General features: G+C 43.8%; 14 protein-coding genes. 3 read left to right on the top strand and 11 right to left on the bottom strand.

Annotation, left to right across the window (positions count from 1 at the left end; genetic code table 11):
* Positions 1-28: 28 nt before the first annotated feature.
* The 8 genes from ACFSVN_RS01885 to nadC form a co-directional block, all read right to left on the bottom strand.
* Positions 29-850 (bottom strand): TonB family protein, encoded by an 822-nt coding sequence (locus ACFSVN_RS01885; protein ID WP_390297769.1) that lies wholly within the window; start codon positions 848-850, stop codon positions 29-31.
* Between the two features lie 4 nt (positions 851-854).
* Positions 855-1,268, bottom strand: coding sequence for an ExbD/TolR family protein (locus ACFSVN_RS01890; protein ID WP_390297772.1), 414 nt, complete (start codon positions 1,266-1,268; stop codon positions 855-857).
* Between the two features lie 2 nt (positions 1,269-1,270).
* Positions 1,271-1,978 (bottom strand): MotA/TolQ/ExbB proton channel family protein, encoded by a 708-nt coding sequence (locus tag ACFSVN_RS01895; RefSeq protein WP_390297775.1) that lies wholly within the window; start codon positions 1,976-1,978, stop codon positions 1,271-1,273.
* A gap of 13 nt (positions 1,979-1,991) precedes the next feature.
* Complete coding sequence (locus tag ACFSVN_RS01900; RefSeq protein ID WP_390297778.1) at positions 1,992-3,455, bottom strand: SPOR domain-containing protein; 1,464 nt, start codon at positions 3,453-3,455, stop codon at positions 1,992-1,994.
* Positions 3,456-3,458: 3 nt separating this feature from the next.
* The gene (locus ACFSVN_RS01905; RefSeq protein WP_390297781.1) at positions 3,459-3,656 is read right to left on the bottom strand and encodes an HU family DNA-binding protein; all 198 of its coding nucleotides are present in this window, start codon (positions 3,654-3,656) and stop codon (positions 3,459-3,461) included.
* Positions 3,657-3,665: 9 nt separating this feature from the next.
* Entirely contained in the window at positions 3,666-5,384 is a 1,719-nt protein-coding gene (locus tag ACFSVN_RS01910; protein WP_390297784.1) for a TonB-dependent receptor, read from the bottom strand.
* A gap of 182 nt (positions 5,385-5,566) precedes the next feature.
* Entirely contained in the window at positions 5,567-6,676 is a 1,110-nt protein-coding gene (gene nadA, locus ACFSVN_RS01915; RefSeq protein ID WP_390297787.1) for a quinolinate synthase NadA, read from the bottom strand.
* A gap of 116 nt (positions 6,677-6,792) precedes the next feature.
* Entirely contained in the window at positions 6,793-7,623 is an 831-nt protein-coding gene (nadC, locus tag ACFSVN_RS01920) for a carboxylating nicotinate-nucleotide diphosphorylase (RefSeq protein ID WP_390297790.1), read from the bottom strand.
* Positions 7,624-7,702: 79 nt separating this feature from the next.
* On the opposite strand from nadC, the gene ACFSVN_RS01925 reads away from it, so the two are divergent.
* The 3 genes from ACFSVN_RS01925 (at position 7,703) to argS (ending at position 11,186) form a co-directional block, all read left to right on the top strand.
* Positions 7,703-8,857: an IscS subfamily cysteine desulfurase gene (locus ACFSVN_RS01925; RefSeq protein WP_390297793.1), complete on the top strand. Its 1,155-nt coding sequence runs from the start codon at positions 7,703-7,705 to the stop codon at positions 8,855-8,857.
* A gap of 4 nt (positions 8,858-8,861) precedes the next feature.
* Positions 8,862-9,425, top strand: coding sequence for a DsbA family protein (locus ACFSVN_RS01930; RefSeq protein ID WP_390297796.1), 564 nt, complete (start codon positions 8,862-8,864; stop codon positions 9,423-9,425).
* A gap of 132 nt (positions 9,426-9,557) precedes the next feature.
* Positions 9,558-11,186, top strand: a complete 1,629-nt coding sequence (gene argS / locus ACFSVN_RS01935; RefSeq protein WP_390297799.1) for an arginine--tRNA ligase — start codon at positions 9,558-9,560, stop codon at positions 11,184-11,186.
* 94 nt (positions 11,187-11,280) lie between these two features.
* Here the strand turns inward: argS and ACFSVN_RS01940 are convergent, their stop codons facing one another.
* The 3 genes from ACFSVN_RS01940 to dnaN form a co-directional block, all read right to left on the bottom strand.
* On the bottom strand, positions 11,281-12,087 hold the full coding sequence (locus ACFSVN_RS01940) for a class I SAM-dependent methyltransferase (RefSeq protein WP_390297802.1): 807 nt from the start codon (positions 12,085-12,087) through the stop codon (positions 11,281-11,283).
* A gap of 149 nt (positions 12,088-12,236) precedes the next feature.
* On the bottom strand, positions 12,237-13,025 hold the full coding sequence (locus ACFSVN_RS01945; RefSeq protein WP_390297805.1) for an SAM hydrolase/SAM-dependent halogenase family protein: 789 nt from the start codon (positions 13,023-13,025) through the stop codon (positions 12,237-12,239).
* The gene (dnaN, locus tag ACFSVN_RS01950) at positions 13,025-14,140 is read right to left on the bottom strand and encodes a DNA polymerase III subunit beta (protein ID WP_390297808.1); all 1,116 of its coding nucleotides are present in this window, start codon (positions 14,138-14,140) and stop codon (positions 13,025-13,027) included. The genes ACFSVN_RS01945 and dnaN overlap by 1 nt, the downstream gene beginning before the upstream one ends.
* Between the last annotated feature and the right edge of the window lie 124 nt (positions 14,141-14,264).

The raw sequence follows: 14,264 nt of genomic DNA on the forward strand, positions 1-14,264 counted from the left end.
AAACCGCTTATTGGTTTAGTGTTATCGATCAATCAAACACAAAACGGAAAGTAATGGTGCCCCATTGTGTTTGCTGAGGAAGGCCGCCCGGCAATCGTGAAAAGCGCCATGTTCGGAGCGTACTCATCACTTCTCTTTCTAATTCCGGGTTCATCTTTCGTAGGGGTATTACCCGGCCCACGGTACCATCGGGGCGAACTTCAAATCGGACCGTTATCACGGCCTCGGAGTTGGATGTATTTTCAGGAAGTGGCTGAACCATAGGGGACCGATCAAGATCTCCTTCCCATTTTAGTTCATAGGGAGAAGTTTTATCCTCATCATTACCGATTCCCTGATCAGAGTTCATGTCTCCCCGGGCACCATCCACGTCACCGCTTTCATCAGCTCCCTCGGTAACGGTTTCATTTTTCTGGGCAACAGGGGGAATTTCGACTTCTTCTTCTTGTGGCTCTGTCTCTTCTTGGCTAGGGTCAATTTGGTCGGTTTCGGGTGTATTTACTACTTCCGCATCAACTTCTTCTACCTGGTCTGCAAGATCAACCGGTTTCGTTTCTTCCTGAGTTTCTTGTTGAGGGGTATCCTCCGGCTCCGGGACTTCCTCTACCGGTTCTTCCGGTTCTGTTTGTGAAGGATTGGGACGCTGGGCAACTTCTTCATTCTGTACTTCAGAATATTCTGCCAATTGCCCGGTTTGATATTCCCCGAATTCAACCTCAATATATGATGGACGAACATTGCTGTTCATATCGAAAGTGTACAAGAGGGACAGAATAAGTAATACGGCATTTACTCCAAAAGTAACTTTAAGAGCAAAGCGGTCATCTGAAGTAAAATTATAACGTCCCATAATATCAGGAGCCTTGTTCGGTAGCCATTATGATTCTTAGATTAAGAGCCTTGCTGATGTTCATCACACGAACGGCATCATCAACTTTAGCTTCTTTATCAGCCCTTAATACAACGGTACCGTCGGGCTTATTATTTCGCGCATTACGAATGGCAGAAGCAAGGGAACCTCTTGCGGTGAGGTCACCATCCACATAAAACTCTCCTTCTTTTGTAACGGCAACAGAAATGAATTGAGAATCTGTGGCGGCACTGCTTTCAGCGCGTGGCACCTCAACCCGTATTCCAAAGTTGGTAACAAAGGAGGAAGTCAACAGAAAGAAAATAAGTAGCAGAAGCACAATATCCGTCAATGACGACTGTGAAAACAGCGACAAAGGCGGAAGGCGTTTATCTCCTCTTCTAAAATCTCTTGGCATGGTTAATTATCTTCTTTTTTTGCAGGTGATTGTAACAGATCAAGGAAATCAGCAGAAGCATTTTCAAGCTCGAAGATCGAGCGGTTGATCTTACCTAACAGGAAGTTATAAAAGCCATAAGCGATCAGTCCTACGATCAGTCCTGCAGCGGTGGTGATAAGCGCCTCCCAAATACCTCCGGCCAAAACGCTGGGGTTTACATTCCCCTGCAGAGACTGAATATCCATAAAGGCTTCGATCATACCTGTTACAGTTCCGGTAAAACCCAGCAAAGGGGCAACACCGGCAATAGTTGCCAGCCAGTTCATGCGTTTTTCGAGAAAAAAGATCTCTTTTTTACCGGCATTGTCGATCGCATCTTCAATATCACGAATAGGGCGACCCAAGCGACGAATTCCGGCCTTAATGATCCTTGAGATCGGTTTGTCAAATTCGTCACAATAACTCATGGCATTTGAAGCTCCTCCCTTTCCGGATTTCAACATACTTCCAATGGTACCAAGGAATTTATCCGGATCAACATGAGAGCGATTCAAGGCTTTCCAGCGTTCTACGATCACGTACATTGCGATCATAAAAAGAATGGTTATCGGGATCATTAAAACTCCGCCTTCAACAAGAAGGTCGAAAAATGAAGTAGTTTCTTCCTGCATAGCCATGAGGGAGTCTGCGGCAGTTGTATCCTGCAAAAATATCAGCAATGGGTGCATGTAGATGATGTATTTATTGAATTTTAGTTATAAAATAATTTTCAGAAAATGGTGATTCCAAATCTTCAGCAGCAAGGGCGGCGTCTCTCATTGTTCTAAACTGTCCCAAACTTACGCGCCAAAGTGTTCCATATTGTTGAGAAGGCACGGTTGCAACAAGTACCCGATATCCTTGTTCAGATAGTTCATTTCGTCGGGATTCTGCGCTGCTTTCCCTGCTCAGTGAATAAATGACAATAGTATATCCGTTATTGGCAGCCGCTACCGGTACACCGTTCATTCCATATGTAGGTTGATTGGCCGGAGCCTGTCTATCAGTAGATACCTGATCTGGCGACTCTTGTTCCTGTTCTTGAGCGGGTTCTTCTGCTGGATTGTCTGCTTGAGGTTCCTCATCGGGAGTTTCACTCTGGGGCTCCGGAACTTGCTGCTCTTGAGGAGTAGTTTCTTCAGGTTGTGTAGCTGGGGATGTCGTTTGGGTGGTTGAAGATGCCATCTGTGGCTGAGGTGTTACACCGGGGATATTTACTATTCCGTAGTATCCCAATGCATAGGTTCCCCCTCCAAGTATAAGTATGATCAACAGTACCCAAAGCATAACGGGCTGAGATTTAGGCTCTGAAGAAGGTTTAAATTTCGTTTTATCCTTTTTTGGATCTTTCGGTTCTGTTTTTTCCTCTTCTTCTTCTTCTTTCGCCTTTTCTTTTTTCTTTTTGGCGCCTTCAGAAGAAAGGTTTTTGATCACGGGTATAACCTCTTCTTCCTCCGCTGATTCTTCAAGGTTGTCGTCTTCATCCTCTTCTTCGTTCTCGGCAGCAAGAGCCTCAAACGGATCATCGAATTCTTCGTCATCATCATCAGAAGATTGTGCATCCAGCTCAGCTTTTAAGGCTTCTTCCTCTACATAATCGGAATCATCCTCTGCTTCAGTTAAATCATTTAACAGGCTATCATCCGATTCTTCCTCATCCTCCTGCTCAAACAAAGCGTTGAAGGGGTCTTCTTCCGCAGGCTCTTTTTCGGTATCCTCAGGTTCCTCCTGCTTTCCCAAAAGTCCGGAAAACATATTTTCTGCGGTGTCGTCTTTGTAAGTGTCAATTCCCCATTTATCGGGTCCCGGTTTCTCTTCTTCAGGATCTTTTTCTGATCCTTCATCATCAAGATCAGTTTCCTCAGGAGAGGGATCCTTTTCTTGTGGAATTTGCTCTTCACCGGAAATAGCATCATCCATTTCAATGGGTTCCATCCCTACATACTTGTAATTAATCTCAGTAGAGAGTTCGTCGGAAGGTATAAAGATCACATTATTGCCAATGCCGCTAAAAACACCCAGTCCATCCACTTCATAGGCGTCACCTTCTTCAATTGCAGCCCTAATCTCATCCACAAGTTCCATTAACTGGCTTTCAACTTTCTCCTTCTCAAGACCGGCAGTTTCTACAAGAAGCTCAACAAGTTTTGAATGATCTATATGCATGGCTTACCCCTTATTTTCAGCTGTAAATTCGATAGTGTCTTTTGGTGGCATCATGACGTTGGTGCCATCCGCCTTTTTTTCTTGTTTTTGGTTGTGATGAACCGGTTTGAATGTACCCAAGCCTTTAATTTCTACAGAGTTCTTCATGATGATCTGGTCACGAATAACAATACCAAGTGTTTCTAAAAATTCTTTAGTCATAATAAATAATCAGAACTTTACGGTTAACCCTCCAAACATTTGAAATGGACGTTCGGTATATCCATTCCAAATTTCATAATCCTGCCCCAGAATATTCAACAGTTTGGCATAAACGCCAAATGTTTCGTTGATCTGATATTCTGCCCCGGCATTAAGCAATAAAAAGGAATTTAATTCTGTATTTGATTCCGGGGAATTACGGCTTCCAATATATTCTGTCCAGCCATTAATTGTTAGTTCTTTTACAGGCTTATAGGAAACAGCACCCTTCAGCCCTAGCTTTTCTTCGTAAGGAATATCGCCACCGGATTTTAATTTAGGACTACGACCATAGACCTTCACATCTGCCCAGAATTTATTAGGAACCAATTGATGTGAAGCCCCAACATAAAGCTCAAAAATATTGGCAGTTCCATAATTTACGTCGTAGAACCCAAGAACATTGGCGGGGGGAATTTCTTCCCTGAAATAATAGGCATAATCTTTAGTATGGGTGTAACTGAGCCCGCCAAAAATTCTGTTGCCGTCAAAAAGCTGATAGTTGACCTCACCGGAAGCTCCTGCCTCATAAGCATGACGCAATTGTGTTTGGGAATTCAGAAAGCGATTAAATTGATTATGATCCTGAATGGTTTGCATTTCCGGTCGTCCGAAAGCAGTTCCGGTAACAGAAATATTTCTATTCAGGTTATGTATGATCTCAATTTCCGGAGCAGCGTATACATTTTCAGAAAAAGTATCAGTAACATAAGCTACTCCTCCCTTTGCTCTTATTCGGGTCGTGAAATCAAATAATCGTTCATATGTAAAGGAAGCACGAGCATCGGTCCAGTTTTGGCTGTCGAAAAAATCAGACTTATACGTGCCGGCTTCAACAGAGCCGGTGATATCGAAAGTCTCATAAATTTTTTGTCCCGGCCAGTAATATGAAAAAGAAGAACGAAGAACCTGTTCTTCCATATCTCCTGATGAACCGGAATTACCTGCATTCAATGTGGAAGAAAAAATATTACCGCCCAGACCGATGTCCCATCCACTCAGTGAGTTTTGCTTCTTTTGAAGCGTAATATTGGCACTTCCCCCTCGATATTCTTTGTCTGAAGTTTCCCCAATGAAATTATCCTGGAAGGGGTCGCTAAGATTGTACAGGTAGTTGAAGTCACTGAGCGCTCCGGCGTTAACTGTAAGCTGAAGATCTTCCTGAATTTTTGTGATATAAGTCCCATTTATATCCAGATAACGGAAGCCGCTCTCCTGAGTATTTAAATGTCCATCAGAGGCACGCAGGTTTAAACTTGCTGAAGCTATGCTGCTCTCATTCAGTTTATAAAACCCATACCCATTTAATTCAGGTGTAAGATAGCTTCCAAAACCTGCTTTTATATAGGTATTAATACGATTCGGTATTCGCAGGAAGCTTCGGAAGGGTGGTTCAGGTCGGCCAAGCTGAGTGATGGAAATATCAGCCACGGCTTCTTCCCGCGTTTCCATGAAGGGCATCCTGTTTGGGTCAATTTGAAAAACACGGGGATTGGGATTAAATCCCAATATGGGTTGTCTTCTCAAGCCTGGAAAGCGTGCGGTGAATTCACTTCGGATCTCAATATCCTGAGGATTGATCTCAGGTAGAAGAGAACCATCGCCCCCGCCTTGTCCGCCCTGTGCAGGGGAAAGTGTGGGGATCAGAAAAATAAAAAGGGTAAAAAGTAGCGGTTGTATTCTCATCATAGAGCTGCGTTTCCTGAAGGTACTAAAAATTGACAGAAGGTTTAAGGCTTAGCTAACGAAAAAGATGTACTGTAAGTATCGTGGGTTGTTCCTGAAAGGGGTTCCATTTAACGGCTTTTTCAAAGAGTATGAATTTGTGTAATGATCAACAAAACCACATCGGTAACAAAAGCTTAGTTAGATCAGGATCGCTCCAGCATTCGTTCTAAAGCAAGAACGGCATACTCAGCCACCTCCTTCGGAACAGTGATCTGATTAACGACTTCGCCTTCTTCCAGCTTTTCCAGCGACCATAATAAATGCGGGAGGTCGATCCTATTCATGGTCAGACAGGGGCACATAAAAGGGTTAAGCGAAACGATCTCCTTATCGGGATGTTCTTGCGCCAGCCGGTTCACCAAATTCATTTCTGTTCCGATAGCCCATTTTGAGCCGGGCGGAGCATTTTCAATGGTACTTATAATAAAGCCGGTAGAACCATCAAGATCAGAGGCCTGAACAACATCATAGGTGCATTCGGGGTGAACCAAGATCTTCATTTCGGGTTCTTGTTTCCGAAGGTTTTCAATATGCTTTATGTTAAACTTTTCATGAACGGAACAGTGCCCCTTCCAAAGGATCACCTTCACGTCATCAAGATCTCCCTCATATTCGAATTTTCCTTCCAAAGGAGCGTATATTGCCATTTGGTCGAGAGGAATTCCCAGGTCAAAAGCGGTATTTCGCCCCAAGTGCTGATCGGGTAAAAATAAGATCCGCTCTTTTTTAGTAAAGGCCCACTCTAACATCTTTTTAGCATTGGAGGAGGTTACGGTAGCCCCGCCATGCTTTCCAACAAACCCTTTGATGGCGGCTGTTGAATTAACATAAGTGAGGGGTAAAATGGTATCACCCCAGATCTCCTGCATTTTCCCCCAACCGGTTTCAGTTTGATCAATATCAGCCATGTCTGCCATGGAACAACCGGCACGAAGATCAGGAAGAATGACCTTTTGATCAGCATTGGTAAGCATGTCGGCCGTTTCTGCCATAAAGTGAACACCGCAAAAAACAATGAAATCTGCTTCAGGCATTTGAGAGCAAATTTGAGCAAGCTTCAGTGAGTCTCCGCGGGCATCCGAAAACTGTATAACTTCATCTTTTTGATAGTGATGCCCGGGAATAAAAAGCCGATCCCCAAACTTAGATTTGATCTCTCTAACACGCGCCTCCATTTCTTCAACAGATAACTTACTGTAGCGCTTGGGGAGTGACACTTCTGATTCAATTTCTAACAGGTCTAAAACTTCCATAGAATTATTAGGTGTTGGGTAAATAAGGGCGTCATTTCAACGAAATTCAGGTCAACATTTTGATCAGTTATAAAGGTATGAAAATAATCGCTGATTTCGTTCAGGATAACAGGCTTTTACTTGAGGTTAAAACTGATATCAAAGGCTTTGACAGAATGTGTGAGCCAGCCGAGGGAGATCACGTCGGCGCCACAGTTATTAAAGCCGCCTATATTTTGTGGATTGATTCCTCCGGACACCTCCAGTATAATTTCAGCCGGAATGATCTCTCGGAATTCTTTTACTTCCTTGGGCGTCCTGTTATCCAGCATTATCACATCAACTCTTGCTGAAACGGCATCTTCAACCTGTGCTCGGTTTTCAGTTTCTACTTCAATTTTGACCATATGTCCAGAGTTTTTACGAACCAAGTCAACAGCTGCAGAAATACTGCCGGCCGCCTTAATGTGATTGTCTTTGATCATTACGCCATCATCCAGCCGAAAACGGTGATTTTTCCCACCTCCACACCGGACAGCATATTTTTGGAGGGCTCTCAATCCGGGCAGGGTTTTTCGGGTATCGGTGACGGTGATATCGGGATCATCCAAAAGTGATATTACTTCTTTTGTTGAAGTCGCAATCCCGCTGAGGTGCTGGATCAGGTTCAGGATTACACGCTCACCGGTCAGCAAAGTTCGTATGGAGCCGGTTACCTTAGCTATCTCATCTCCTTTTTCTACGCTATCCCCATCACGCTTAAATAAGGTTACCTGAACATTTGGGTCTAACAACAAGTAACCTGTTTCTATAGCTGCAAGTCCTGAAAGTGTGCCATCTGCTTTGGCTGTATAAATTCCGGTGCCTTTATTATCAGCTGAAAATATGGACTCGGAGGTGAGGTCGCCCATTCCAATATCTTCGGTAAAAGCATTTTCAAGTATTTTTCTTAGCTCAAGTTGATTCATTTTGATGATTGGGGCGTTTTATTTGTCTATTTTTGAGGATGTCGAAGATACCTTTTTTTAATCTCAAGAGCGATCATTGATGATCTATTTAGACCACGCGGCTACCACCCCTATGAGCGGAAAGGCATTGGAAGTGTACGTGAACGTAGCGAAGTATTATTTTGGAAATGCGAGCAGTTTGCATGATGAAGGCTCTGCGGCCAAGCAGGTTTTACAAGCCTCGGCAAAAACCATAGCGTTAACATTGAATGCTCGTCCAAAGGATATCTTCTTTACTTCAGGGGCAACGGAGGGAAATAATCTGGCAATCAACTCTTTATTGAAGGCGAAGTCGGGCAAGCACATCATTACTACGGAGGTCGAGCATTCTTCTGTCCGAAACGTATTTTTGAAATTGGAAAGCGAGGGCTATGAAATAACGAAGCTTTCTGTAGATGAATTTGGACAGGTGTCACTGGACCAGCTTGAGGATTCGATTCGAAATGAAACAGCCCTGGTTTCCATACAACATGTAAACTCTGAGATCGGTACCATTCAGGAGATCCAGGAACTCGGGGCACTTTTGCACAAAAAAAAGATACCCCTTCACAGTGATTGCGTGCAAAGTTATGGCCGTCTTCCTCTGGATGTCGAGGCATTAAATGTAGATGCCCTGACAATATCTTCGCATAAGATCTACGGCCCTAAGGGAGCCGGTGCCGTATGGATAAATCCCAAAGCAGAGTGGAGGCCTGTGTTTCCCGATCAGGATAATACTTCCAGGTTCAGGCCCGGAACAGCTGATGTTGCATCCATTGCCGCGTTTGCCACTGCTGCAAAGGAGACGACTTCTGATATGGAAGCAGAGCAGGAAAGAATGCGGGTTTTCAAAGATAAATTGTTATCAGAGATCAATACAATGGGCTTTGAAGTGAAGCTTGAAGGCGGATCAAGACAAAGTGTTACAAACATAATGGGACTTCGTTTTCCGGGAATGGAAGGCCAATTTATGATGCTGGAGTGTAATCAGGCAGGTTTGGCTATTTCAACGGGAAGTGCATGTCAGGCCGGTTCCGATAAACCGAATAATACCATGATGGCTCTGGGGAAAAATGAACAAGAAGCGAGGGAGTTCATACGTTTATCATTCGGAAAAGAAAATGAAGAACTTCAAATTCCACTGATAATTGAAAAAATGAGTGGTATCTTGAAACGACATTTTGATAAAGTAAATTACTACAGAAAGAAAGGATAAGGACATGAAAAAAGGATTATTTTTACTTACGGTCTTCGCGCTTATGTTTAGCACCTCCCTGATTGCTCAAAGTAGCGCAGCCGGTGACGCAAGGATCAATATTGTTAAGTACAGCGATTATCAGTGCCCCGCGTGTAAATACTACGTGCCTATTGAAAAGCAATTGAAAGAAGAATATGGCGATGATATCTCCATTACTACCAAACACTTTCCGCTTAGCATGCACGAATTTGCGCAAGTGGCGGCACGCGCGGCAGAAGCGGCAAGGGTTCAGGGAAAATATCAGGAAATGCACGATATGATCTTTGCCGGGCAGGAACAGTGGGCGCGCGGAAATGCTGAAACGATGTTTCTCGGCTATGCCCGTGAATTAGACCTCGATGTTGAAAAGTTCAGAAACGATATGAATTCGGCGGAAATGCAACGAATTGTAATGGCAGATAAACGTGAGGGCCTTGAGCTCGATGTCAATTCAACTCCCACATTTTATGTTAACGGAGTAAAAGTAGAGCGCAACCCCAGAACTGCTGCTGAGTTTAAAAACATTATAGAAGCCATCGTTAACTAAAGATAGCGACATAGTTTTAAGGGAGTGTGCTTTAGCACCCTCCCTTTTTTTTTATGTAGAAGATTTCTAACCCGACCTTATTACTGATTTCCATTTCCCTTATCTTTGGGTGAATTTGAAAACCACTACTTCATGAAAGAATATTTAGCACAGATCATAAGCGAGTCGCTTGAACAATTTGAGTTAGAAGAGACACCTGAAATAAGAATTGAGGAACCGAATCAACCGGACCATGGTGATGCATCCAGTAACATCGCCATGATGATGGCCAAGCCATTGCGAAATAACCCACGAGCGATCGCGCAACAACTTGTAGATGGATTGAAGTACGATGAGAAAAAGATCTCAGCCGTAGAAATAGCGGGACCGGGGTTCATCAATTTCCGCTTTGCTGAGAAGTATTTATTTGATGAGCTGTCTGAAATTTTGGAAAAAGGCGAAGCTTTTGGAAAAAGTGAGACTAACAAAGGGAACCGTGTATTGGTGGAATTTGTAAGCGCTAACCCAACCGGACCGCTAACGGTAGGTCACGGAAGAAATGCCGTTTTGGGTGATACCGTATCCCGACTGCTGGAATGGACCGGAGCAGAAGTAGAACGTGAGTATTATTTTAATGACGCAGGCCGACAAATGCGGGTTCTGGGAGAAAGTGTACGCGCCCGATACCTGGAATTATTGGGAAAGGAAGCGGAGTTTCCTGAAGGTGGTTATGAAGGGGAGTACGTACGCGAGATCGCTCAGTCTTTAGTGAATGAAAAGGGAGAAGGCCTTATTGAAGCCAAGGACGAAAAACCGTTCAAGGAAAAAGCGGAGCAAGAGATCTTTGCGGATATCAGCGGCACGCTGGAGCGGATGAAGATCAAAATGGATTCCTATTTTAATGAGCACAGTTTATATGAAGAAGGAAAGATCGAAAAAACGATTGAGAAACTTCGGGAACTTGGCTTAGCGTATGACAAGGATGGAGCGGTTTGGTTCAAAACCACAGAGTTTGGAAAAGAAAAAGATACGGTGCTTGTAAAAAGCACCGGGGAGCCCACCTACCGACTTCCTGATATAGCTTATCACGCCAATAAACTTGATCGCGGTTTCGATCTGTGTATTGATGTGTTTGGCGCCGATCATATTGCGACCTATCCGGATGTGCTTTCAGGCATCAAGTCACTGGGTTATGACTCGGATAAAGTAGATGTAGTTGTTTACCAGTTTGTAACGCTGGTAAAGGATGGCAAACCGTTCAAAATGAGCACCCGGAAGGCCAACTTTGTAACATTGGATGACTTGATGGATGAAGTGGGCGCCGACGTAACTCGATTCTTTTTCTTGATGAGATCCCCGAACACACATCTGGAATTTGACATCGCTCAGGCCAAGGAGGCCGGCGAGAAGAACCCTGTTTTTTATCTGCAATATGCCCATGCCCGTATTTCAAGCATCCTCAGAAAAGTGGAAGAGGAATATGATTTCTCTGATGCCGCCGAACTCCGTTTGCTTTCACACTCAAGTGAGATCAAGCTTATAAAAACCATGCTGAAGTTTCCTGATACTATAGCAAATGCGGCCCGGCTTAGAGAGCCCCATCACGTGATCACCTATCTCAATGAATTGGCTTCTGCTTTTACAAGCTTCTACCACGACTGCCGAATTTTAGGTGAGGATGAAAATCTCGCACAGGCCAGAATGGAGTTAGCGAAAGCAACACAGCAGGTGCTCAGAAACGGAATGGGCATTCTTGGGATTTCAGCTCCGGAACAAATGTAGGTAATTTTAAATGTGGAAATGCTGAATGTTAAATAGGACTGCGCCGCTGGCGCTGCTAAATTTAACATTCATCATTTAAAATTAAGCATTCCGGCTACGCCGGCCTTAATTTCGTAAAGCAAACGATCCCTTTCACCAGCTGCTCTTCAACCTTAAATCCTGCCTGATTGAAAAGCTCATTGCTTTCATCCACAGACCAGAAGTTGATACCCCCAATTGCTACTGATTCCTGAAGCAAGCGTCCATACCAAGCGTCTGATTTTATAAGGTGCATCATAAAGAACACGCCATCTTCTTTTAAAACCCGTTTTGCTTCGTAAAGCACCTTCAACTCTTCTGTCAGTTCATTAAGCGTTCCACCCATCACAACGCCATCAAAGGTTTTGGAAAAGAAAGGAAGTTCTCGTCCATCAGCACGGATGAAGGTCATATCTGTTTCATCAGCTTCAGCTTTTAGCCTGGCTTCTTCAAGCATTTGGTAAGAAAAGTCGAGAGCAACAATATTCGCTTTTTTCTGAGCCGCTTTTAGCGCCCGGCCATATAATGCAGTTGAACATCCAAGATCCAAATACCAGCCTTCTTCTTTTGGAGCGGTCCAGTCAATGAGTAATTCGTGCTCTTTTTCGATCGGGAACTCTTCTCCGGAAAGCAATGAGAGGGAACGCTTTCGCCAGATGTCCTCATAAATAGCGGCAGTGATCTTCCAGTGGTTAGTGCTTTGAGCAATGGAGGTGAAATCAGGTTCTTTTCCTAAAAGATCAATAATATTGTTCTTGACCTGGTACTCATCTCCTTCCTTGGAACCAACGGTTCCGTTAAATGGCATGGAAAGGTTGGATACTTCATCCGGGACGGAGATACCGGCGCGTTCATCAATGGGGGAGCGTAATTCAAGCTTCATAAAAAACCAATCATTTAATTTTGTGTAGAATACGCTAATTGGATGTTAGTGTTACAGTATCCAGTAGCAACTTTTCCAAAGTTACCTGAGGAGTAGAATAAAAAAAGAAGAAGCTAAACTAACTTTGGAAAAGTTAGTTTAGGAAACAACTACTTCTGCAGCACGATGGAGATCTGCGCACCTTTATCAACACTTAACATTCGGCTGGCATTTCCTTTATTAATGCCAATTTCCAACATACCCGAACTGCCAATGAAAGCGGCCGGTTCCCCTTCTTCCACATCCCCGAAGGTAGTGACGATCTTGTTGAGCATGGTATTTCCAACATAGATCTTCACGCTCTTACGCTTGAGATGATCATCAATAAGCTCTTTAGAAATATTCGTTATCAAATTCCCAAAGCGATCTATATGAACGACCCAACCCTGCAGCCCGTCTTTATCGGCAATTGGAACGGCCCAGTGGTAAGTAACGAGCTCCTCAATAGGTTCACCAATATCCTCAAGAGCGACACCATTACTGATATGAGCGGCCACCGGAGCAAAAATATCACGCCCGTGAAAAGTGTTGGAAACCCCTTCCCGCCAAAAGTTTGAGTTATTCAGCTTGTACGCTTTATAATCATATTCATTAAAGAAAAGGGAGAAAATACCATTGTCGGGCCCCACAAAATATTGATCCTTTACTTTTAGTGCTACAGGATGACGTGGGGTTCCTACGCCGGGATCTACCACAACCAAATGCACGGTATTTGGCGGGTAAAGAAAAGCAGTATTTCGGACTACCCAAGCCCCGGCCATAATGTCTTGTGGCGGAATCTCATGAGAAATGTCAACGAAGCGGGCACTGGGAGCGATTCCCAGCATGACGGCCTTCATGGCACTCACGTAATGGTCTTGTAATCCGAAATCAGTTGTGAGAGTAATTAATTGACTCATCAAGCATAGCTGTTGAGCATAACCGGCATAACCAGCATCAGGATGTCTTCGTTATCATCTTTGTTGGAAGGCTTCACGATACCGGCACGGTTTGGTGAAGAAAACTCAAAGGTTACTTCATCATCATCAATATTGCTGAGGACGTCGCCTAAGTATTTCGCATTAAAGCCGATCTCCATTTCTTCATTAGAATATTCGCACTCGATGGTTTCCTTCGCTTCACTGCTCATGTCGAGATCTTCGGCGCGGATGGTCAGTTTGTCTGAACCAAGCTGAAGACGAATTTGGCGGGTGGTAGTGCTTGAGAAAATGGCCACACGCTTCACGGTTGAAAGCATCTGATCTTTGCTGATGGTAAGGAACTTGTCGTTATCGCGAGGGATAACCGAGTCGTAATTCGGATATTGCTCATTAATAAGTCGGGTTATGACGATGGTATTCTCACTTTTGAAGCGTGCATGATCTTCAGTTACTGTGAGGTCACACTCTTCGCCATCAATGGTTTTCTGTATTAGGCTCAATGCTTTATCAGGAACAATAAAATCTACATCTTTGTCAGCGGTGATCTCTCTGTTGGAGTATTTCACCAAACGGTGGCCATCGGTTGCAACAAATTTGCTTTCATCGGTTCCGATCTGAAAATAGACCCCCATCATGGCAGGACGCAGATCATCACTTGAAACCGCAAATAGTGTTTTATGGATAGCATTATTCATCAGCTCGGTAGTAGTACTGATGTTGGTTCCGTCATCCAGGTTCGGTACTTCCGGAAATTCATCGGCATCATCCCCAACCAGTTTATAGTTTCCTTTGTCAGTACGGAAGTTGATGTTCTTACGGTCATCCACATCAAAGAATACCGGTATGTTTGGAAGTTGACGTAAAGTCTCCAATAAACGCCGGGCGGGAATAGCAACCGCTCCTTCTTCTTCAATATCAGCTTTAATATACTCGATGATGGAAATCTCGAGGTCGGTTGCCGTCAATTTCAGTTTACCATCTTCACATTCAAAAAGAATCGTTTCAAGTATGGGAAGAGTGGCTTTGGAAGGCACGGCTCCAATCACGGCCGAAAGCCCTTTATTAAGTTCGTTACTCGATACAGAAAATTTCATACATTCATTATTTAAAAAGGTTAAAGGGCATTATTTACCCAAAGTTGCCCTTTCTATGGAGTGTGCTTATACTAAGAAATACTGACTCTCTCTGCAACCACAGAAAGAGCAATTTTCAATACCA

The organism is Gracilimonas halophila, from assembly GCF_042684365.1.
GTDB classification, from domain to species: Bacteria; Bacteroidota; Rhodothermia; order Balneolales; family Balneolaceae; genus Gracilimonas; species Gracilimonas halophila.

Coding starts and splice junctions, on each gene's coding strand:
- ACFSVN_RS01885 (WP_390297769.1), bottom strand. CDS start 850: ATGGGACGTTATAATTTTACTTCAGATGACCGCTTTGCTCTTAAAGTT.
- ACFSVN_RS01890 (WP_390297772.1), bottom strand. CDS start 1,268: ATGCCAAGAGATTTTAGAAGAGGAGATAAACGCCTTCCGCCTTTGTCG.
- ACFSVN_RS01895 (WP_390297775.1), bottom strand. CDS start 1,978: ATGCACCCATTGCTGATATTTTTGCAGGATACAACTGCCGCAGACTCC.
- ACFSVN_RS01900 (WP_390297778.1), bottom strand. CDS start 3,455: ATGCATATAGATCATTCAAAACTTGTTGAGCTTCTTGTAGAAACTGCC.
- ACFSVN_RS01905 (WP_390297781.1), bottom strand. CDS start 3,656: ATGACTAAAGAATTTTTAGAAACACTTGGTATTGTTATTCGTGACCAG.
- ACFSVN_RS01910 (WP_390297784.1), bottom strand. CDS start 5,384: ATGATGAGAATACAACCGCTACTTTTTACCCTTTTTATTTTTCTGATC.
- nadA (WP_390297787.1), bottom strand. CDS start 6,676: ATGGAAGTTTTAGACCTGTTAGAAATTGAATCAGAAGTGTCACTCCCC.
- nadC (WP_390297790.1), bottom strand. CDS start 7,623: ATGAATCAACTTGAGCTAAGAAAAATACTTGAAAATGCTTTTACCGAA.
- ACFSVN_RS01925 (WP_390297793.1), top strand. CDS start 7,703: ATGATCTATTTAGACCACGCGGCTACCACCCCTATGAGCGGAAAGGCA.
- ACFSVN_RS01930 (WP_390297796.1), top strand. CDS start 8,862: ATGAAAAAAGGATTATTTTTACTTACGGTCTTCGCGCTTATGTTTAGC.
- argS (WP_390297799.1), top strand. CDS start 9,558: ATGAAAGAATATTTAGCACAGATCATAAGCGAGTCGCTTGAACAATTT.
- ACFSVN_RS01940 (WP_390297802.1), bottom strand. CDS start 12,087: ATGAAGCTTGAATTACGCTCCCCCATTGATGAACGCGCCGGTATCTCC.
- ACFSVN_RS01945 (WP_390297805.1), bottom strand. CDS start 13,025: ATGAGTCAATTAATTACTCTCACAACTGATTTCGGATTACAAGACCAT.
- dnaN (WP_390297808.1), bottom strand. CDS start 14,140: ATGAAATTTTCTGTATCGAGTAACGAACTTAATAAAGGGCTTTCGGCC.